19 protein-coding genes are annotated in these 20,436 nt (G+C 73.6%); 4 read left to right on the forward strand and 15 right to left on the reverse strand.

From position 1 onward, the window contains the following. Positions 1 to 13 precede the first annotated feature (13 nt). Both HCJ94_RS06910 and HCJ94_RS06915 read left to right on the forward strand, forming a co-directional pair. Positions 14 to 598, forward strand: a complete 585-nt coding sequence (locus tag HCJ94_RS06910) for a GNAT family N-acetyltransferase (protein WP_168000128.1) — start codon at positions 14 to 16, stop codon at positions 596 to 598. 47 nt (positions 599 to 645) lie between these two features. Continuing rightward, a complete protein-coding gene (locus HCJ94_RS06915; protein WP_168000129.1) occupies positions 646 to 1,644 on the forward strand; it encodes a sigma-70 family RNA polymerase sigma factor in 999 nt (332 codons plus the stop codon). A 61-nt stretch (positions 1,645 to 1,705) separates the two neighbouring features. Here the strand turns inward: HCJ94_RS06915 and HCJ94_RS06920 are convergent, their stop codons facing one another. From HCJ94_RS06920 to HCJ94_RS06935, 4 genes are all read right to left on the reverse strand, one after another. Next, complete coding sequence (locus tag HCJ94_RS06920; protein WP_168000130.1) at positions 1,706 to 2,605, reverse strand: carbohydrate ABC transporter permease; 900 nt, start codon at positions 2,603 to 2,605, stop codon at positions 1,706 to 1,708. Then, complete coding sequence (locus tag HCJ94_RS06925; RefSeq protein ID WP_168000131.1) at positions 2,602 to 3,723, reverse strand: carbohydrate ABC transporter permease; 1,122 nt, start codon at positions 3,721 to 3,723, stop codon at positions 2,602 to 2,604. Before HCJ94_RS06925 ends, HCJ94_RS06920 begins: the two co-directional genes overlap by 4 nt. Before the next feature lie 69 nt (positions 3,724 to 3,792). Beyond that, positions 3,793 to 5,040: a sugar ABC transporter substrate-binding protein gene (locus tag HCJ94_RS06930; protein ID WP_168000132.1), complete on the reverse strand. Its 1,248-nt coding sequence runs from the start codon at positions 5,038 to 5,040 to the stop codon at positions 3,793 to 3,795. A gap of 26 nt (positions 5,041 to 5,066) precedes the next feature. After that, entirely contained in the window at positions 5,067 to 6,056 is a 990-nt protein-coding gene (locus HCJ94_RS06935; protein WP_168000133.1) for a LacI family DNA-binding transcriptional regulator, read from the reverse strand. Between the two features lie 147 nt (positions 6,057 to 6,203). Here HCJ94_RS06935 and HCJ94_RS06940 point away from each other — a divergent pair, with 147 nt between their 5' ends. After that, positions 6,204 to 8,330: an amylo-alpha-1,6-glucosidase gene (locus HCJ94_RS06940; RefSeq protein ID WP_309227170.1), complete on the forward strand. Its 2,127-nt coding sequence runs from the start codon at positions 6,204 to 6,206 to the stop codon at positions 8,328 to 8,330. Between the two features lie 17 nt (positions 8,331 to 8,347). On the opposite strand, the gene HCJ94_RS06945 is transcribed toward HCJ94_RS06940, so the two are convergent. From HCJ94_RS06945 to truB, 7 genes are all read right to left on the reverse strand, one after another. Beyond that, positions 8,348 to 8,824: a GNAT family N-acetyltransferase gene (locus HCJ94_RS06945; protein ID WP_168000135.1), complete on the reverse strand. Its 477-nt coding sequence runs from the start codon at positions 8,822 to 8,824 to the stop codon at positions 8,348 to 8,350. Positions 8,825 to 8,865: 41 nt separating this feature from the next. Next, positions 8,866 to 9,639: a 4-hydroxy-tetrahydrodipicolinate reductase gene (gene dapB / locus HCJ94_RS06950; RefSeq protein ID WP_168000136.1), complete on the reverse strand. Its 774-nt coding sequence runs from the start codon at positions 9,637 to 9,639 to the stop codon at positions 8,866 to 8,868. Positions 9,640 to 9,693: 54 nt separating this feature from the next. Then, a complete protein-coding gene (locus HCJ94_RS06955) occupies positions 9,694 to 11,088 on the reverse strand; it encodes a M16 family metallopeptidase (protein ID WP_168000137.1) in 1,395 nt (464 codons plus the stop codon). A gap of 47 nt (positions 11,089 to 11,135) precedes the next feature. After that, positions 11,136 to 13,514 (reverse strand): polyribonucleotide nucleotidyltransferase, encoded by a 2,379-nt coding sequence (locus HCJ94_RS06960; RefSeq protein ID WP_168000138.1) that lies wholly within the window; start codon positions 13,512 to 13,514, stop codon positions 11,136 to 11,138. Between the two features lie 237 nt (positions 13,515 to 13,751). Then, complete coding sequence (rpsO, locus tag HCJ94_RS06965; protein WP_155333538.1) at positions 13,752 to 14,021, reverse strand: 30S ribosomal protein S15; 270 nt, start codon at positions 14,019 to 14,021, stop codon at positions 13,752 to 13,754. Positions 14,022 to 14,276: 255 nt separating this feature from the next. Then, on the reverse strand, positions 14,277 to 15,206 hold the full coding sequence (locus tag HCJ94_RS06970) for a bifunctional riboflavin kinase/FAD synthetase (protein ID WP_168000139.1): 930 nt from the start codon (positions 15,204 to 15,206) through the stop codon (positions 14,277 to 14,279). A gap of 89 nt (positions 15,207 to 15,295) precedes the next feature. After that, positions 15,296 to 16,180, reverse strand: coding sequence for a tRNA pseudouridine(55) synthase TruB (gene truB / locus HCJ94_RS06975; protein WP_168000140.1), 885 nt, complete (start codon positions 16,178 to 16,180; stop codon positions 15,296 to 15,298). 146 nt (positions 16,181 to 16,326) lie between these two features. Here truB and HCJ94_RS06980 point away from each other — a divergent pair, with 146 nt between their 5' ends. Beyond that, positions 16,327 to 16,650, forward strand: a complete 324-nt coding sequence (locus HCJ94_RS06980; protein ID WP_373684202.1) for a hypothetical protein — start codon at positions 16,327 to 16,329, stop codon at positions 16,648 to 16,650. A 117-nt stretch (positions 16,651 to 16,767) separates the two neighbouring features. Here HCJ94_RS06980 and HCJ94_RS06985 read toward each other — a convergent pair whose 3' ends face one another. The 4 genes from HCJ94_RS06985 to HCJ94_RS07000 all read right to left on the reverse strand — a co-directional run bounded on the left by HCJ94_RS06985 (position 16,768) and on the right by HCJ94_RS07000 (position 20,408). Then, positions 16,768 to 18,096, reverse strand: a complete 1,329-nt coding sequence (locus tag HCJ94_RS06985) for an MATE family efflux transporter (RefSeq protein WP_168000141.1) — start codon at positions 18,094 to 18,096, stop codon at positions 16,768 to 16,770. Between the two features lie 506 nt (positions 18,097 to 18,602). Then, a complete protein-coding gene (locus tag HCJ94_RS06990) occupies positions 18,603 to 18,812 on the reverse strand; it encodes a DUF6186 family protein (RefSeq protein WP_205800853.1) in 210 nt (69 codons plus the stop codon). Further along, positions 18,812 to 19,219: a hypothetical protein gene (locus HCJ94_RS06995; RefSeq protein ID WP_168000143.1), complete on the reverse strand. Its 408-nt coding sequence runs from the start codon at positions 19,217 to 19,219 to the stop codon at positions 18,812 to 18,814. Before HCJ94_RS06995 ends, HCJ94_RS06990 begins: the two co-directional genes overlap by 1 nt. Before the next feature lie 124 nt (positions 19,220 to 19,343). Further along, positions 19,344 to 20,408 carry a DHH family phosphoesterase gene (locus tag HCJ94_RS07000; protein WP_168000212.1) on the reverse strand — a complete coding sequence of 355 codons (1,065 nt, stop codon included), beginning with the start codon at positions 20,406 to 20,408 and terminating at the stop codon, positions 19,344 to 19,346. Positions 20,409 to 20,436 lie beyond the last annotated feature (28 nt).

Consider the following 20,436-nt stretch of genomic DNA (forward strand, 5'->3'; position numbering starts at 1 on the left):
AGGCTTCCGTGCCATGGCCCTCGGATACGTCCGCCCGGCGCGTCCGGAAGACGCCGGCGAGATCGCACGCATCCAGCTCGCGACCTGGCGGGTCGCGTACCGGCGCATCCTGCCCCGGCACGTGCTCGACAACCTGGACGAGGCGTGGCTGGCCCGGCGGTGGAGCGCGGCGGTGCAGGAGCCACCCTCCGGCTCGCACCGGGTGCTGGTCGCCGTCGAACAGGCCGAGCAATCGTATCTGGTGGGCTTCGCCGCCTCCGGTCCGGCCGACGCCGAGGCCCTGGCCCCCGGCGAGCCGGCCGAGGCGCTCGGGCCGGACGTCGTCGCGGTGACCGACCTGCTGGTGGAGCCGCGGTGGGGCCGGCGGGGACACGGCAGCCGACTGCTCGCGGCGAGCGTGGACCACTGGCGCGAGGACGGGTTCGGCCGGGCGGTGGCCTGGGCGTTCGACGGCGACGCGGCCACCCGGAAGTTCCTCACCGGCACCGGTTGGGAGCCGGACGGGGCGGGCCGCGCCCTGGACGTGGACGACATGCTCGTCCCGCAGGTGCGCCTGCACGTCGCCGTGCCGCCTCCGCCGGACGGCGCGGACGGCTAGCCGGCGGGTCGTCGCGGACTGTCGGACGCCCCGCCTACGGTGACGCCATGACGGTGACGCACGCGCAGGTCCCGGCCGCCGGGGGCCACGACCACCCGCTCGGCGAGCCCGGCCCGGCGGTCTCCCCGGCGCACCGCGCCGAGCTGACCGGCTACTGCTACCGCATGCTCGGCTCGATCTTCGACGCCGAGGACGCGGTGCAGGAGACGCTGCTGCGGGCGTGGCGGGCGCGGGACCACTTCGCCGGCCGGTCCTCGGTGCGCACCTGGCTCTACCGCATCGCCACCAACGTCTGCCTCGACCTGCTGCGCGGGCGCGACCGCCGGGCCCTCCCGGTGGATTTCGGCGAGCCCGGCCGGCCGGTGCTCGCCTCCCTCGGGGCGCCGGAGGCGCGGTGGGTGGAGCCGGCGCCCGACGCGGCGGTGCTGCCGGCGGCGGGCGATCCGGCGGAGGTGGCCGTCGCACGGGAGTCGGTGCGGCTGGCGTTCGTCGCCGCGCTGCAGCACCTGCCGCCCCGGCAACGCGCCGTGCTGATCCTGCGCGACGTGCTCCGCTGGCGGGCCGACGAGGTGGCCGGCCTGCTCGACGCCACGGTCCCCTCGGTCAACAGCGCCCTGCAGCGGGCCCGGGCCACGATGGCCGACCGCGCCGACACGGCACCCGCCACCGAGCTGGACGCGGCCCACCGCGAGCTGCTCGACCGCTACGTCGAGCTGTTCGAGCGGTACGACGTCGACGCGCTGGTCACCCTCCTGCGGGAGGACGCGGTCCACAGCATGCCGCCGTACGCGCTGTGGCTGCGGGGGCCGCGGGACATCGGGCGGTGGATGCTCGGCCCGGGCGCCGAGTGCCGGGGGTCGCGGCTGCTGCCGGTCACGGCCAACGGCGGGTCCGGCTTCGGGCAGTACCGGCCCGACCCGGCCGGCGGGCACCGGCCGTTCTCGGTCCAGCTCGTGTCGACCGACGGGGCCGGGATCACCACGATCACCCACTTCCTGGAGCCCCGGCTCTTCCCGCTGTTCGGGCTGCCCGACCGGCTGCCCTGACCGCCGGTCCGAGACGCGTGGGTGGTTCCGAGGTTCCCGCGACCCGGGGAACCCCCACGCGTCAGCCCTTCTCCGCGCCCTCGGAGGCGTCCCGGACGAAGTAGCGCTGGAAGATCACGAAGATGACCGCCACCGGGATGGTGGCGAGCAGCGCGGCGCCGAGCTTGAGCGGATACTGCGTGCCCTTGCCGAGCGAGCCGCTGACCAGGTCGGCCAGGCCGCGCGGCAGGGTGAACAGGTCCGGGTCCTGCACCGACACCAGGCTGTGCGGGAACTCGTTCCACGAGCCCTGGAAGGACAGGATCGTCAGCGTGATGAGCGCGGGCTTCGCCATCGGCAGCACCACCGACCAGAAGGTACGGAAGACACCGGCTCCGTCGATCCGGGCGGCCTCCTCCACGCTGACCGGGACGGACTCGAAGAACTGTTTCATGATGAAGATGCCGGCCGCGTCGGCGAGCAGCGGCACGACCAGCCCGGTGTAGCTGTTGTAGATGCCCAACTGGTTGAGCACCAGGAACTTGGGGATCAGCAGCACGACGGGCGGCACCGCCATCACCGCGACGACCGCGGCGAAGAGCCACCGCCGCCCGTGGAAGCGGAGCCGGGCCAGGGCGTACCCGGCGAGGGAGTCGAAGAACACCCGCCCGAGCGTGACCAGCACGGTCACCAGCAACGAGTTGCCCAGCCAGAGCGGGAAGTTGGTACCGGCGAAGATCCGTTCGAAACCGGCCAGCACCAGCGGGTCGGGGATCGGCGAGAGCGGGTTGGCCGCCGCGTCCGGCTCGGTCTTGAGCGAGTTGCCGATCTGGATCACGAACGGGTAGATGAAGACCAGCCCGAAGAAGATCAGGACGGCGTACCCGAGGACGCGGCTGGCCAGCGCGCGGCCGTCGCGGGCGCGACGGCCGCCGACGGGCGCGGGCGCCGCCGCTGCGGATCGGTCGGTCAGGGTGGTCACGGCCGGCCTCCCCGGCGTACGGCCCGACGCCACGACCGGCGCCCGTCGGCGTCCCGGTCGGCCATGATCCGGCGCTGGACCAGGGTGAGCACGATGATGATCAGGAACAGCACGAACGAGATCGCCGCGCCGGAGCCGTAGTCGAAGTCCCGGAAGGCGGTGCGGTACGACAGGTAGGCCGGCGTGAGGGTGGTCTTGGCCGGGTCGCCCTGGCTCATGACGTACACCTGGTCGAAGACCTGCCAGGACCCGATCAGGCCGAGGGTGAGCACCAGGAACGTGGTCGGCTTGATCAGCGGCAGGGTGACGTGCCGGAACCGCTGCCAGCGCGAGGCGCCGTCGATCGTGCTCGCTTCGTCCAGGACGACCGGGACCTGCTGCAGCGCGGCCAGGAACATCAGCATGAAGGTGCCGGAGGTGGTCCACACGACCAGCGCGATGATGGACATCATTGCCACGCTCGGGCCGGAGAGCCAGTCCCACCAGCTCAGCCCGAACGGACCGCCCTCGGCCAGGGCGGCGGGCGGACTGTCCACGCCGACCGCACCCAACACCAGGTGCAGGACCCCCCGGGGGTCGGCGAACCACTGCGGCCCGTCGATCCCGAAGAGCCGGAGCAGGCCGTTGACGGCTCCGGAGTTGGCGAAGAGGAAGAGGAAGACGACGCTGATCGCGACCGAGCTGGTGACCGACGGGAAGTAGAAGGCGCTACGGAAGAAGCTCTTCCCCTTGAGCAGCCGGTTGTTGACGACCAGCGCGAGGCCGAGCGCCAGAACGGTCTGCGCCGGCACCACGAGCGCCACGTAGTAGATGTTGTTGCGGATGCTGGTCATGAAGTCGCGGCGGTCCAGCCCGTCCTCGGTGAAGAGCCGGGTGTAGTTCTCGGCACCGACGACCGGCACCTCCGAGGTGAACGGGCTGCCCTGCCCGTTCCAGTCGGTGAGGCTCACCCAGAACGCCATCAGGATCGGCAGCAGCATGAACAGCCCGAGGATGACGATGACCGGCGCGACGAAGAGCCAGCCGGCGGCGTTCTCGTTTCCCCGCACTCCCCGGCCACCGCGACGCGGCGGTCGGGCGGTCGCGGTGGCCGGGGCGGCCACGGCGTCGATCGCCATGTCCCCTCCTTCCTCCGGTCGGAGGTGGAAGGAAGGGCCCCTGTCGCCCGAGGGGCCCTTCCTCGCACCTCAGCCGCCCAGGGCCGCCTTGGCGTTCTTGTCGAAGTTGGCCAGGATGGTCTTCGGGTCGCCGCCCGCCAGGCCCTGCAGGCTCGCCTCCAGGTCCTGCAGGACGCTGTCCATCTTCGGCGCGTTCACCGGGCCCTGGGCGTACGCGGCGCCGTCGATGAAGGGCTTGTCCGCCGGGAAGGCACTGGTGTACTGGTCACGGACCGACTGGCGGGACGGCATCACGCCGAACGCCGTCGCGAAGGCCATCTGCTGCTCGCCCGAGGTCATGGCCTCGACGAACTTGATCGCCTGGTCCTTGTACTTCGACTTCGCCGCGATCCCCCAGCACTGGGTGAAGGAGAGGGTGCCCTTGCCCTTCGGGCCGGCGGGCAGCTCGACGACCTTGTACTTCACGTTCGGGAAGTCGTTCTTGAGGGCACCCTTGATCCAGTTGCCCTCGATGGTCATCACGGCCGCGCCCTTGCCGAACGCCTCACCGGACCAGCCCGCGTCGAGCTGCTTCGGGAAGCGGGCCAGGCCCTCGGTGACCAGCGACTTGACGTACGTCAGGGCGGCGACGTTCTCCGCGGTGTCGGCCGCGGGCTGCTTGCCGTCCTCGCTGAGCAGCCAGCCGCCGTTCTGCACCAGGAACGCGCCGATGCGGTCGCGGGTGTCACCGAGCGCGAGCGGCACCATCCCCTTGGCCTTGATCGTGCGGGAGGTGGCGGTGAGCTGGTCCCAGGTCGTCGGGACGTCGGCGTCGGTCAGGCCGGCCTTCGTCCACAGGTCGGTGTTGATCTGGAGGGCCAGGGTGGAGAAGTCCTTCGGGGCACAGTAGAGCTTGCTGTCGTAGGTGAACGTGGTGCGCAGGCTCTCGTAGAAGTCCCCGGTGTTGCTGATCTTGTCACCGTACGGTTCGAGGGCTCCGACGCTGGCGTAGTCGGCGAACCGCGCCGCGTCGACGTAGAACACGTCCGGCGGGGTGCCGCCGGCGAGGGCCTGCCCGAGCTGCTGGGTGAGGTCCTGGGCGGGGGTGACCGTCGCCTGGTTGCCCGAGGACGACGCCCACTTGGCGGCGGCATCCTGCACGGCCTTGGTCTCGGCGTCGCCGGAGGAGCCGATCAGGATCTGGAGGCTGGCCGGGCCGCTGGACTGCGTGGCGTCGCCGGAGCTGTCGTCGAAACCGCTGCCGCACGCGGCGGAACCGAGGAGGGCGGCGGCGGTGAGGCCGGCCAGCGCCGCCCGGGTGAGGGAGCGAGGTGCCATCGGATTCTCCTGTGGGGGACGGGGGATCATGCGGTGTGGCGCCGCACCAGCGAGGGCCGGAGCAGCACCTGGTCGGTGGTGCGGTGAGGACCGTCGAGGACGGCGGTGAGCAGGTCGACACAGCGGGCGGCCGCCTCGCCGAGGGGTTGGCTGACGCTGGTGAGGCCGACCGCGGCGGCGACCGGAGTGTCGTCGAAGCCGATCACCGCCACGTACGGGGCGTCGGCGCGGACGGCCTGGAGGGCACCCAGGGCGAGCGAGTCGCTGGCGCACAGCAGCGCGGTCGGCGCCGCCTCGGCGAGGAGTCCACGCGCGTGGCGTTCGCCCTCGGCGATGCCGTCCACCGCCTCCCGGTCCAACCCGGCCACGTCCACGCCGGCGGCGGCGAGGGTGCGCCGCCAGCCCGCGCGCCGGTCGTCGCCGACGCCGGAGCCGGCCGGCCAGCCGATGAAGCCGATCCGCCGGTGGCCGGCGGCGAGCAGGTGGGCGGTGGCCTCGGCCGTGCCGGACGCACCGTCGACGTCGACCCAGGGGTGCGCGTCGGGCGCGTCCCACGGCCGGCCGAAGGTCACGAACGGCACCCCGCGCCGCGCGAGCCACGCCGTCCGCGGGTCGCCGTGGTCGGTGCCGGTGAGCACGAAGGCGTCGAGGTCGTACGCCCCGAGCAGGTCGTCGTACGTCGCGATCTCGCGGTCGGTGTCGGTGGCGGTGTAGAGCATGACCCGGTATCCGGCCGCCTCGGCGGCCTCGGTGAGGCCGTGCAGGAACCGGTCGAGCACCGAGCCGTTGATCCCGTCCCGGGTGGGCTCGATGCGGGCCGCGATCAGCCGGGACCGGCCGGTCCGCATCTGGCGGGCGGCCTGGTTGGCCCGGTAACCGAGCGCGTCGATGGCCTCCTGCACCCGGAGCCGGGTCTCCTCGCGCACGATGTGCGGCGCGTTGAGCACGTTGGACACCGTCTGCCGGCTGACCCGGGCGTGCCGCGCCACCGTCGCGATGGTCACCTTTTCGGCCACTTGGTCCCTCTCGCGGTCTTGAACGATCCAATTTGGATAGGGCAGGATTGGATCGTTCAAGTTGCTGGAATGTTTCGCACTCTGCACCGCCTGGGGACGGTCTGTCAAGACATCCGCGCCCCGCCGAGAAGGATCTGGAGCCGCATCGTGACCGAACGCCACCTGCAACCCCTGCTGCACGATCTGGTGGGGGTCGTGCTCGCCCCGACCAGCGCGCTGGGGGACGCGGCCGGGCAGATCCGCCCGACCGGCGTCCAGGGCGTGTTCCACGCCGACGCCCGGGTGCTCAGCCGCGCCGAGCTGCGCGTCGACGGTCGTGAGCCGGAGGCGCTGACGCGCGGGGCGGCGGGCCCGCACGGGGCACGGTTCGTCGGCCTCGCCCGCTGGCTGGGCGACCCGGGTCCCGACCCGACCGTACGTGTGGAGCGCACCCGCCACCTGCACCCCGGCGGCCTGACCGAGGAGGTACGGCTCGTCTCCACCGCGTCGGAGCCGGTCCGCGCCACGGTCGACGTCGACCTGGCGTGCGACCTGGCGCCGATCGAAGTGGTCAAGTCCGGTGGCGCGACCGCACCGGTCGCGGCGGAGGTCGGTGCCGCCGGCGGTCTCACCTGGTCCGGCGACGGCGTCACGGTCCACCTCAGCGCCGAGGGCGCCGAGGTGCGCGCCGACCGGGCCGAGGCGCCGGCCCTGCGCTGGCCGGTGGAGCTGCCGCCCCGCGGCACCGCCACCCTGCGCTGGCGGCTCACCGTCTCGGACCCGCGCGCGGTCGTGGCGAACCCGGCGGCCGAGCGGTCCTGGGCCGACCCACGGGTCCGCGCCGACGACCGCCGGCTGACCCGGCTGCTCGACCGGTCCCTCGCCGACCTGCGCGGGCTGCGCCTGGCCGACCCGGACGCCCCACAGGACGTCTTCGTCGGCGCGGGCGTGCCCTGGTTCCTCACCCTCTTCGGCCGCGACAGCCTCTGGGCCGCGCGGATGATGCTGCCGCTCGGCACCGACCTCGCCGCCGGGACGCTGCGGGTGCTGGCCCGCCGGCAGGGCACCCGCCTCGACCCCGCCACCGGCGAGGCGCCCGGCAAGATCCTGCACGAGCTACGGCGGCACGAGTTCGCGCTGGCCGGCGAGGGCCTGCGGCTACCGCCGGCGTACTACGGCACGGTCGACGCGACCATGCTCTGGGTCTGCCTGCTGCACGACGCGTGGCGCTGGGGACTGCCCGCCGACCAGGTCGCGCCCCTGCTGCCCCACCTGGAGGCGGCGCTGGGCTGGCTCGCCGACCACGCGGACGCCGACGGCGACGGCCTGATCGAGTACGTCGACACCACCGGGCACGGCCTGTCGAACCAGGGCTGGAAGGACTCCGGGGACGCGGTCCGCTTCCGCGACGGCCGCCTCGCGACCGCGCCGATCGTGCTCGCCGAGGTGCAGGGGTACGCGTACGAGGCGGCAATCAATGGAGCCGCCCTGCTGGACGCCTTCGGCCGTCCCGGCGCCGACCGCTGGCGCGCGTACGCCGACCGGCTCGCCGAGCGGTTCCGCGCCACGTTCTGGGTGGACGGCCCGTACGGGCCGCAGCCCGCCCTCGCGCTGGACCGGGACAAGCGCCCGGTCGACTCGCTGACCAGCAACATCGGCCACCTGCTCGGCACCGGCCTGCTCGCCGCCACCGAGGAGGCTCAGGTGGCCCGCCTCCTCACCACCGACGCGATGACCGGCGGATTCGGGCTGCGCACCATGTCCACCGACGACACCGGGTTCAGCCCGCTGTCGTACCACTGCGGCTCGATCTGGACCCACGACACGGCGATCGTCCTCGCCGGGCTGGCCCGGGCCGGCTTCCGGCAGGCCGCTCTCGGCCTCGCCGACGGCCTGCTCGCGGCGGCCGAGGCGTTCGACTACCGGCTCCCCGAGCTGTACGGCGGCGACGACCGCAGCCTCCTCGGGCGTCCGGTGCCCTACCCGGCGGCCTGCCACCCGCAGGCGTGGTCGGCGGCGGCCGCCGTGCTGCTGCTCCAGGCGGCCACGGGCGTCTATCCGGACGTGCCGGCCGGGACGGTGCACCTCGCCCCGCTGGCCGGCGCCGACCTGGGCGCGGTCTCCGCCGCCGGCCTGCGCGTCGCCGGCCGTCCGGTCACCGTCGCGATCGACCGGGCGGGCGCGGCCTCGGTCACCGGCCTGCCGGCGGGCTTCCAGCTGACCGGCCCGGCCGTCTCCGCGCCGATCCCCGTTCCCCGCTCGGCGGTCGCGGACGCCACCTCGGACGTCAGCTGAGCCCGACGACGCGCGGCTCAGGCGAGGGTGACCAGTTCGACGACGATCTCGTCGTCCTCCGTCGCGCCGGTCGGGGCGAAGCCGAGGCTGGTGTAGAGGCGGGCGGCGACGGCGTTGTCCGGGTGGTACGACAGCCGCACCGGGTTCCCGCCGCCCTCCCCGGCCAGCCACTGCGCGAGGGTCGCCACGGCGGCCCGGCCGACGCCGTGGTCCTGCTCGGCCGCGTCGACCAGCATGCCGCCGATCCACCGGGAGCCGTCGTCGTCCACACCCCACATCACGTGGCCGACGACGGTCTCGTCCGCGTACACCGCGAGCGAGGTCCACACGTCGGTGCGGTCGGTCAGCAGCAGGTAGCGGGCGGCGAGGGCGGGCACCCAGGCGCGCTGGTCGTCGCGTGGGGCGACGTCCGCCACCGCACGCCAGTTGTCGTCGTCCACCGGGCGCAGGGTGACCCGGCGGCCGAGCCGGTCGTGGAGGTGGGAGTCGATCACCCGGGCAGCCTAGAGCGGCCCGGGTGGTCTGACGACCCGTTTCAGTCGAGCAGGGCGTCGAGGCCCACGGTGAGGCCGGGCCGCTTCCGCACCTCGCGCACGGCCAGCAGCACGCCGGGCATGAAGGAAGCCCGGTCGTACGAGTCGTGCCGGATCGTCAGCGTCTCGCCCGTGGTGCCGAAGAGCACCTCCTGGTGGGCGACCAGGCCGGTGGCGCGGACCGCGTGCACGCGCACCCCGTCGATGTCGGCGCCCCGCGCGCCGGCCACCTCGTCCTTGGTGGCGTCCGGCGCGGGGCCCATACCGGCCTCGGCGCGGGACTGCGCGATCAGTCGGGCGGTGTGCGTGGCGGTGCCGCTCGGGGCGTCGAGCTTGCGCGGGTGGTGCTGCTCGATGATCTCCACAGACTCGAAGTGCCGGGCGGCCCGGGCGGCGAACTGCATCATCAGCACCGCGCCGATGCCGAAGTTGGGGGCGACCACCACGCCCACGCCGGGCTTGCGGGCCAGCCAGCCGCGTACCCGCTCCAGCCGCGCCTCGGTGAAGCCCGTCGTGCCGACCACGGCGTTGATGCCCTGGTCGATGCACCAGTGCAGGTTGTCCATGACGACATCGGGGGTGGTGAAGTCGACGACCACCTCGGCCCCGGCGTCGGAGGCGTTGAACAGCCAGTCGCCCTGGTCGATCATGGCGACCAGCTCCATGTCGGGCGCCGCGTCCACGGCCCGGCACACCTCGACGCCCATCCGGCCCCGGGCACCCAGCACGCCGACCCGGATCGGCTCGTCCGCGCTCTTGTCCTGCTCGTCAGTCACGGGGCACAACCTATCCCAATCGGGACGCCGGCACCGCCGGGGTGGGGTGGTCGCTCAGGCGGCGAAGTCGGACTCGCCGAACGGGCCGACCACGGCCAGTGACATCGGCCGCCCGAGCAGCTCGGCGGCGAGGCCGTTGACGTCGTCGACCGTGACCGCGTCGACCCGGGCGAGCAGCTCGTCGACGGGCATCAGGTCGCCGTAGAGCAGTTCGCCCTTGGCCAGGCGGCTCATCCGGGAGCCGGTGTCCTCCAGACCCAGCACGAACGAGCCCTTGCTCATCCCCTTGCCCCGGGCCACCTCCGCCTCGGTCAGCCCGTCGGCGGCCACCCGCGCCAGCTCGGTGCGGGTCAGGTCCAGCACCTCGTCCACCTTGCCCGGAGCGCAGCCGGCGTAGACGGCGAACAGGCCGCTGTCGGCGTACTGGCTGGCGTACGAGTAGACCGAGTACGCGAGGCCGCGCTGCTCGCGGATCTCCTGGAACAGCCGGCTGGACATGCCGCCGCCGAGGACGTTGTTGAGGACGCCGAGGGCGAAGCGGCGGTCGTCCAGCCGGTCGATGCCGGGACAGCCGAGCACGACGTGCGCCTGCTCGGTCTCCTTCGGCTCGACGAGCGTCGTGGCGGGCTTCATGCGTACCGCCGGGGTGGCGGCCCGGAACGGCGCCGGCACCGCCGGGTCGGTGTCCAGCGGGGTGCCGCGCAGCGCCTGGCGGACCAGCTTGACCACCGCGGCGTGGTCGAGGTTGCCGGCCGCGGCGATGACGATGCGCGGGGCGGTGTAGTGCCGCCGGTAGAAGTTCTGGATCTGCCGCCGGGTCATCGGCGTGACCGTCTCCTCGGTGCCGGAGATCAGCCGGCCCAGCGGGTGGTCGCCGTAGACGGCCCGGGTGAAGAGGTCGTGGACCTCGTCGCCGGGCTCGTCGTCGTGCATGGCGATCTCTTCGAGGATCACGCCCCGCTCGGTCTCCACGTCGGCCGGGGTGAGCACCGAGTCGGCGACGAGGTCGCACATCACGTCGATGGCGAGCGGCAGGTCCTCGTCGAGCACCCGCGCGTAGTAGCAGGTGTACTCCTTCGTGGTGAAGGCGTTGGTCTCGCCGCCGACCGCCTCGATCGCCGAGGAGATCTCCAGCGCGCTCCGCTTGTGGGTGCCCTTGAACAGCAGGTGCTCCAGGAAGTGGGCGGCACCGGCCTGCGGGCCGGTCTCGTCCCGCGACCCGACGGACACCCAGATGCCGAAGGAGACGCTGCGCATCGTCGGGATCGCCTCGGTGAGCACGCGCAGGCCGCTGGGCAGGACCGTCCGGCGGACGGTCCCGCCCAGCGGGTCGTCGGTGAGCGTCCGGGTCACCGCGCGGGCGCCGCCGGCACGGCCCCCGGTCGTGCCCCGGAACGCCGCCACCCCCCGTCGATCCGGCGTAAACGGCGCGCTGGCGGCCCGACTCACGTGGTGCTCCCGGTTCGACGAGGGGTGGGTGGTGCGGTGGTTACCGGTCAGGTGTGCCGGGTGCGACGGCGCGGACGCGACTCGCCGCCGCCCTCGCCGCCCTCGCCACGGTCACCGCGCTCCGGGCCACGGCCGCCGCGCTCACCGCCACGCTCCCGGTCACCGCGGTCGCGCGGACCCCGGTCGCCACGGTCACGGCCGGCCGGCCGCTCGGCGCCCGCCTCGGCCGGGGCCGGGGCCTCGGCGCCCTCCGGGCGGACCTTGTCCAGGTAGATCTTGCCGCGCTGGTCGATGTCGGCGATCTCCACCTCGACCTTGTCGCCGACGTTGAGGAAGTCCTCGACCTTCTCGACCCGCTTGCCGTCGCCCACCTTGGAGATGTGCAGCAGGCCGTCGCGGCCCGGGAGCAGCGAGACGAACGCGCCGAACGCGGCGGTCTTCACCACGGTGCCGAGGAACCGGTCGCCGACCTTGGGCAGCGTCGGGTTGGCGATGGCGTTGATCCGCTCCACCGCCGCCTGCGCCGACGGGCCGTTGGTGGCGCCGACGTAGATCGTGCCGTCGTCCTCGATGGAGATCTCGGCGCCGGTCTCGTCCTGGATGGCGTTGATCGTCTGGCCCTTGGGGCCGATCACCATGCCGATCTTCTCGACCGGGATCTTGACGGTGGTGACCCGCGGCGCGTAGTCCGACATCGGGGCCGGGGCCTCGATCGCCCGCTGCATCACGTCGAGGATCGTCTGCCGGGCCTCGTGCGCCTGCTGGAGCGCGGCGGCCAGCACGTCCGACGGGATGCCGTCGAGCTTGGTGTCGAGCTGGAGCGCGGTCACGAAGTCCCGGGTGCCGGCGACCTTGAAGTCCATGTCGCCGAAGGCGTCCTCGGCGCCGAGGATGTCGGTCAGCGTCACGTACTGCGTCTTGCCGTCGACCTCGTCGGAGATGAGGCCCATGGCGATGCCGGCGACCGGCGCCTTGAGCGGCACACCGGCGCTGAGCAGGCCGAGCGTCGACGCGCAGACCGAGCCCATCGAGGTGGAGCCGTTGGAGCCGAGGGCCTCGGAGACCTGCCGGATGGCGTACGGGAACTCCTCGCGCGACGGCAGCACCGGGATCAGCGCCCGCTCGGCGAGCGCGCCGTGGCCGATCTCGCGGCGCTTCGGCGAGCCGACCCGGCCGGTCTCACCGGTCGAGTACGGCGGGAAGTTGTAGTTGTGCATGTAGCGCTTGGACTTCTCCGGGGAGAGGGTGTCCAGCGCCTGCTCCATGCGCAGCATGTTCAGCGTGGTGACGCCCAGGATCTGGGTCTCGCCGCGCTCGAACAGCGCCGAGCCGTGCACCCGGGGCAGCACGCCGACCTCGGCGGTCAGCGGGCGGATGTCCCGCGGGCCGCGCCCGTCGATGCGGACCTGCTCGCGCAGCACCCGGCTGCGGACCTCGGACTTGGTCAGCGACCGCAGGGCGGCGGTCAGCTCCTTCTCCCGGCCCTCGAAGCGCGGGCCGACCTCCTCCAGCATCCGCACCTTGATCGCGTCCAGGGCCTCCTCACGGACCGCCTTGCCAGCGATCTGGAGGGCCTCGGCGACGTCGGCCCGGGCGAACTCCGCCACCGCCTCGTACGCGTCGTCCTGGTAGTCCAGGAACACCGGGTACTCGAGGACCGGCTTGGCGGCCACGTCGGCCAGCTCGCTCTGCGCCCGGCACAGCTCGCGGATGGCCGGCTTGGCGGCCTCCAGACCGCTCGCCACGACCTCCTCGGTCGGGGCCGGGGCACCGTCGGCGACCAGCTTCACGGTGTGCTCGGTGGCCTCGGCCTCGACCATCATGATCGCGACGTCGCCGTCCGGCAGGGCACGGCCGGCGACCACCATGTCGAAGGTGGCCCGGGCCAGCTCCTCGTGGGTCGGGAAGGTGACCCACTGGCCGTCGACGTGCGCCATCCGGGTGGCGCCGATCGGGCCGGAGAACGGCAGGCCGGAGAGCTTGGTCGACATCGAGGCGGCGTTGATCGCCACGACGTCGTACGGGTGCTGCGGGTCGAGCGCGAGGACGGTCTCGACGACCTGGACCTCGTTGCGCAGGCCCTTGACGAACGACGGGCGCAGCGGCCGGTCGATCAGGCGGCAGGTGAGGATCGCGTCCTCGCTGGGACGCCCCTCACGACGGAAGAACGAGCCGGGGATCCGGCCGGCGGCGTACATCCGCTCCTCGACGTCGACGGTCAGCGGGAAGAAGTCGAACTGTTCCTTCGGCTGCTTGCCGGCGGTGGTGGCGGAGAGGACGACCGTCTCGCCGAGCTGGGCGATGACGGAGCCGGCGGCCTGACGGGCCAGCCGGCCGGTGGAGAAGGTGATCTGACGGGTGCCGAAGGACCCGTTGTCGATCACGGCGGTGCGGGACTCGGTGCCGAGGTTACTGCTCTCGGTCATCTGCGGTTGTGCTCCTTCGCGTGAACGGACCCGCGACGCAGAGCTGCTCAGACGGCCGGTCTTCGATCGAAGCGCCCGGGCGGTCGGCGTCGTGCCGTTTGCCCGGGGGCCACTACCGGAGACCGGTACGCTGACCGGCTCCCTGGGTGTCGGGTGGTCGCGCGGCCCTGGTTGTTCGGTGTTCCTGGTGGTGAACCGAAGCGGGGGAGCGGCCTCGTCGGCCACTCCCCCGTCACGTCACCGGCGCAGACCGAGCCGCTCGATGAGCGACCGGTAGCGGTTGATGTCCTTCTTCTGGACGTAGTTGAGCAGCCGACGGCGACGGCCGACCAGCAGCAGCAGCCCGCGGCGGCTGTGGTGGTCGTGCTTGTGCACCTTCAGGTGCTCGGTCAGGTCCGCGATCCGCTTGGTGAGGACCGCGACCTGCACCTCGGGCGAACCGGTGTCGCCCTCGACGGTCGCGTACTCCGCGCGGATCTGGGCCTTGGCTTCCTGGTCGAGCGCCATGTTCTCCCTGTTTCGATGGGTTGTTCGGCGATGTCCGTCGTGTCGGGTCTCGCCGAACGGAAACGGACGGTCCTCGCACCCGCGGCGTCGTGCAGGCACGCGAGGCCCCACGTCGGTCAGCCGACGTCTCCGTCAGCCTACCAGCAACCGGTCGGGCGGGCCGGTCAAGGGCCGCAGGCCGCTGCCGCGGCGCCCGGTCGTCCGCCGGAACGGACCGCCCGCGGACGGCCCCGCCGCCCCGCCGCCCGGCCCGCCTCAGGCCAGCGCCCGCCGGGTCCGCTCGACGTCCTCGGTGATCTGGGCCACCAGCGGCTCCACCGAGTCGTACCGGACCTGCCCCCGCAGGTGCGCCACGAAGTCCAGGGCCAGCCGCTCGCCGTACAGGTCGCCGGCGAAGTCGAGCACGTACGCCTCGACCCGCCGCTCCCGCCCGGAGAAGGTCGGGTTCGTGCCGACCGACACGGCGGCCATCAGCGGCTCCCGGTGGCCCCGTCGCACCAGCCGGGCGGCGTAGACGCCGTCGGCGGGGACCGCCGCGTACCGGTGGCAGAGCAGGTTGGCCGTGGGGAAGCCCAGCTCCCGGCCACGCTGGTCGCCGCGCACCACCACCCCTTCGAGCCGGTGCGGCCGGCCCAGCGCGGCGGCCGCGGCGACCACGTCACCGGCGTCGACGCACGAACGGATGTACGTGGAGGAGAAGACGGTCCCCGCCTCCGACACCAACGGCGCGCCCTCGACGGCGAAGCCGAAGGTGCGCCCGAGGCGTTCCAGCAGCGCCACGTCACCGGCCGCCTTGTGCCCGAACCGGAAGTTGGCACCCACCACGACCCGGGTGGCGTGCAGGTGCTCGACCAGCACGTCGTGCACGAACGCCTCGGCCGGCAGCCGGGAGAACTCCGGTGTGAACGGGACCACGCAGAGGACGTCCACGCCGAGCGCCTCGATCAGCTCCGCCTTGCGGGCGGGCTCGGTGAGCACGGCCGGGTGCGAGCCCGGACGCACCACCTCCGCCGGATGCGGGTCGAAGGTGACCACCACCGACTTGACGCCCAGCTCCCGGGCCCGTGCCACGGCGTGACCGATGGTCGCCTGGTGCCCCTTGTGGACGCCGTCGAAGACGCCGATCGTGACGACCGACCGCCCCCAGCCACCGGGCGCCGCGTCGTACCCCCGCCACCGCTGCATGCTGCTCCTCCCCTGCCGCTGGCCGACCGCCGGCCCACCGAGACTGTCCGGACACCTCGCGGCGGCTGCGGGGTCTCCCGGACAGTTTCTCAGGCCGGGGCCAGCACGATCTCCGCGCGGGCCCGACCGTCCCGCTCGCTGACGATAGCGATCAACTCCCCGGCCGGGCCGAAGACCGCGTACGGGCCGGCGATCCCGACCGGGTCCAGCGGGCCGCCGTGGGAGAGCACGCGCTGCTCGTCGGCGGTGGCGTCCCGGCGCGGGAAGAACCGCTCGGCCGCGGCGGCGAGCGGCAGGTTGACCACGTCGGGCGCGCGCTGCTCCAGCTCGTCGAGGGTGGCCGCCTCGGCCAGGGTGAAACCGCCGACGGCGGTCCGGCGCAACGCGGTCAGGTGCCCGCCGACCCCGAGGGCCAGCCCCGCGTCCCGGGCGATCGCCCGGACGTACGTGCCGGACGAGCAGGTGACGTCCACGTCCACGTCCACCACGTCGGGCTGGTCCCGCCGCACGGCGAGGACGTCCAGCCGGGAGATGGTGACCCGGCGGGCCGGGAGCTCGACGCTCTCCCCCTCCCGCACCCGCTTGTACGCCCGCTGCCCGTCGATCTTGATGGCGCTGACCGCGCTGGGCACCTGGTCGATCTCACCGGTGAGCGCCGCGAGGGCGGCCCGGATCGCGTCGTCGGTCACCTGCCCGGCCGGGGTGGTCGCGATCACGTCGCCCTCGGCGTCGTCGGTGACCGTCGCCTGCCCGAGGCGGATCGTGGCGGTGTAGCTCTTGCCGGCCCCGATCACGTAGGTCAGCAGCCGGGTGGCCCGGCCGACGCCGATCACCAGCACACCGGTGGCCATCGGGTCGAGCGTGCCGCCGTGCCCGACGCGCCGCGTCCGGGCCAGCCGCCGCACGCGCGCCACCACGTCGTGCGACGTCATGCCGCCCGGCTTGTCGACCACGATCAGTCCGTCTGCGCTCACGACCGCCAAGCCTGCCAGATGGGACGGTGCGGACCGGCAACGGGACGCCGGCCCGAAAAGGGACTGTGTCGTTCGCCTCTTCCTGCCACGATGTCCGCAGTGACGCCCGTCGGCCCGTCCGGGCGTCCGGACCACGGGGAGATTCGATGGCCACTCCGAACGAGAGCCGGACCGGCCCGGCCGCCGCCGACGACCGGCGGATGCTCCGCACTCCGCAGCAGCCGTCCTCCTTGCCGGAATGGATGCTCAACCCGCCGCCTCCGCGCCGCACGGTCGGCGACCGGTTGGCCGGCGCGGTCACCGCGCTGCCGGGCGCGGCCCGGCTCCGGCGGCGCTGGTGGGCCTGGCAGGGCCGGCGGCGGCTCCACCAGCGCTATCCGAACGCGGTGAAGGTGGCCACCTTCTTCCTCTGTTTCGCGGTGGCCCTGGCTCTGGTGCTGGCCGCCAACGCCCTCTTCGGGATGGCCTGACGCACGATCGGGCGGACGCCGCCCGCACGCCGGGCCACCCGGGTCGCCGGCCGTCCACGCATGCCGACGTCGGCTCGGCGGCCGGCCACGCGGACCGGCGGCCGTGCCCGTCGCCGGTCAGGCGCGCACCGCGCCGACCACCGCCCAGCCGCCGGAGCGCAGCCGGAGCAGCAGGGCGACCAGCCGGAGCACGACGAAGAGCGTGAGCCCGGCCCAGATCCCGCCGAGCCCCAGGTCGAGCCCGTACGCCAGCCAGATCGCCGGCAGGAAGCCGCCGAGCGCCGCCACGATGGTCAGGTTGCGCAGGTAGCGGACGTCCCCGGCGCCGATCAGCACACCGTCGAGGGCGAAGACGACACCGGCGAGGGGCTGCATCGCCACGAACCAGGGCCAGGCCACCATCGCCTGGTCGCGTACCTCCGGATCGGAGCTGAACCACCCGGGGACCACGCCGGCGCCGGCGGCGATGAGCACGGCGAACGCCACGCCGCAGACCCCGCCGAGCACGCCGATCCGGCGGGCCAGGCCGCGCGCCCCGGCGGCGTCCCCGGCACCCAGCGCCGCGCCGACCAGCGCCTGGGCGGCGATGGCGAGCGCGTCGAGCACCAGCGCCGTGAAGAACCACAGTTGCAGGGCGATCTGGTGGGCCCCGACGGCGGCCGCGCCGAAGCGGGCGGCCACCGCGGTCGCGGACAGGAAGCTCGCCTGGAAGGCGAGACCGCGGATCAGCAGGTCCCGGCTGAGCACGAGCTGCTGGGCGATCATCCGGGGGTGCGGGCGCAGGGACACCCGCTCGGCGACCAGCGCCCCGACGAAGAGCGCACCCGAGATCGTCTGGGCGACCGCGTTGGCCACCGCCGAGCCGACCAGGCCGAGCCCGGCCGGGTAGACCAGCAGCGGGCAGAGCAGCGCGGAGAGCAGGTTCGGGCCGAGCACGAACCACAGCGGGCGGCGGGTGTCCTGGATGCCGCGCAGCCAGCCGTTACCGGCGGCGGCGAGCAGCAGGCCCGGAGCGCCGAGCGCCGCGACGCGCAGCCACTGCGCGGCGGCGTCGGCCACGTCGCCGTCGGCCCCGGCGAGGGTACGGGCGAGCGCGCCGCCGCCGATCTGCATGCCGACCGCGACCGACACGCCCACCCCGAGGGCGAGCCAGGACGCCTGGGTGCCCTCGGCCACGGCGGCGGCCCGGTCACCGGCGCCGAACCGGCGGGCGGACCGGCCGGTGGTGCCGTACGCGACGACCGTGCCGAGCCAGGCGATGAGGGTGAGGACGGTGCCGCCGACGGCCAGCGCGGCGAGCGGGACGCGGCCCAGGTGCCCCACGACCGCGGTGTCGACCAGGACGTAGAGGGGCTCGGCGGCCAGCACCACGAGTGCGGGCAGGGCGAGCGCCGCGATCCGTCGTGGCGACGCGGTCTCGGGGGCGGTGGCGACCGGCTGGCTCATCGCCGCCGATCCTGACACGTGCGAGGTAAGGGCTGCAACCTCGTACGTCACTTACCAGACGGTCCATCCGTCCTGGATGGTCGATGCCCGGCGAGGCGGAGCGGGACGCCGCCGGGCATCAACCGATCCGCGCCAGCGTCACTGGCGGGTGTCCATCGAGGTCTGCAGGGCGCGGCGCATCTGCTCGCGGGCCTCGTCCGTGGTCTCGGGCTTGGGCTTGTTCGACATGAGTGGCGATCCCTTCCAGGGCGCGAGCCACCGGCACGACGGTGAAACTCACGGGCGGTCTGTGCGCCCTCAGCTCATCCGGGGTCACCGGAGCGGCTGCTGGGGCAGCGAGCCCGGGTCGGTCGGACCCTGGAGGGAGGCGGCGCCGGGTGCGGCCCCACCGCCCACGACCAGCGCCGTCGCACGGCGCCGGTCGTTTCCCAAGCTATCGTTCAGGTCCACATGCTGCGCGGTGTTCCCGGAATCTGGACAGCCGTGACGCCGGACGGACCGCTCCCTCAGCGGGCCAGGAAGTGCCAGCCGAGCCACCACCAGAAGCCGAAGACACCGATCCGGCCGACCGGCACCGACCCCACCTCGTAGCGCATCACGTACGCGCAGACCTCGCCCAGGGTGGGGATCCGGGATCCCTCGCGCCGGGCCGCCCACTCGACGACGGCGAAGAGGGCCAACGAGACCAGGAAGCCGCCGATCGCCAGCGCCCGCATCATCGCCGCACCAGCCCCCAGAACGCGGACAGCCACGCCAGCCAGGTCGCGGAGCGGACCAGCCGGTCCTCCAGCAACGGATCGGCGAGTCGGGAGAAGGTGGGGAAGCCGTCGCCGGCGGCGGCCACGAAGGTCGCGCCCTCGAACACCACGAACACCACGACCGGCAGCGTCCACCACACGGCGCCCGACTCCAGCCGGTGCGGCGCGGGCCGGCGGGGCACCCGGTTGTTCAGTCCGAGCCAGATCAGCACGCCGCCGGTGCCGAGCGTCCAGAGGTTGGCCTCGACCGAGAAGGACGGGAACCGGCCACCGACGAGCGACAGGCAGACGAGCACCGGCACGGCGACGGCGGGACGGTCCCAGGCGCGGGGCGCCTCGACGGTGAGGTCGTGGGGCTGCTCCATCCCGCAATTCTGCCCACCGTCACCGACGGCGGAAAGATGGACACTCCCCGGAGCAGACCCTGATCTTTCCCCGGCCGTCGCCCGCACCGGCACCGGGCAGCCGGTACCGGCGACCCCTCACCTTTCAGCGGCGAACGTCGATCAGCGCCGCGTCCAGCTGGTCCCGGATGGCGTCGACCACCTGCTCGGCGCCGCCCCGCCCGGTGAAGCCGGCCGCGAAGCGGTGCCCGCCACCGCCCAGCGCCACCGCCACCCGGCTGACATCCACCGCACCCTTGCTGCGCAGCGAGACCGCCCACTCGTCGGGAGACGTCTGCTTCACGACACAGCTCACGTCGGCCTCCGCGGTGCACCGTACGGAGTCGATGAGCGCCTCCAGCACGTACGGCCGCTGCCCGTGCCGCGCCAGGTCGTCCAGCGTCGCGTACGTCCAGACCAGACCCCGCCCGCCGGCCGCGGCCGGCTCCAGCCGCGCCCGGCCCAGCACCTCGCCGAAGAGCCGGACCGCGCCGAACGGCCGGGTGTCGAAGATCCGGCGGGAGATGTCGCCCGGCCGGATGCCGGTGGCGAGCAGCCGGGCCGCGAGGTGGTGCACCGCCGGGGTGGTGGCCTCGAACCGGAACGAGCCGGTGTCGGTGGTCAGCGCCACGTACAGGCACTCCGCGATCCCCGCGTCGAGCGGCACCCCGAGACGGGTCAGCAGCTCGTCGACGACCACCGAGGTGGCCGCCGCGCACGGGTCGACCAGGTTGACCGCGCCGAACCGGGTGTTCGACGCGTGGTGGTCGAGCACGAGGGCGGTGCCGGCGGTCGCCAGCCGGTCGACGAGCTCACCCAGCCGGGACTCGCTCGCCGCGTCGAAGCAGACCACCAGGTCCGGATCCGGGTACGCCTCCGCCGCCGGCACCAGCAGCTCCTCACCCGGCAGCCCGCGGAGCGTGTCGGGCACCTCCGGCGGGCCGGGGAACGTGGCCTGAAGCCGACGCACGCCGAGCCGCCGAAGGGCGAGGCCGAACCCGAGCATGCTGCCGAGCGCGTCGCCGTCCGGGTTGACGTGGCAGATCAGCAGCACCCGCCCGTCCGCCGGCACGGAGCGTACGGCGGCGACGGCGGCCGCCCACTCGGCCTCGACCGGGCCGGCCGCCGCCGGGCTGGCCTCGGTGGACGTCTCGACGGCGCCGTCGGGCACCACGTCGGTCGGGGCGCCGCCGGACGGA

This window comes from Micromonospora thermarum, assembly GCF_012034245.1.
Lineage (GTDB): Bacteria > Actinomycetota > Actinomycetes > Mycobacteriales > Micromonosporaceae > Micromonospora > Micromonospora thermarum.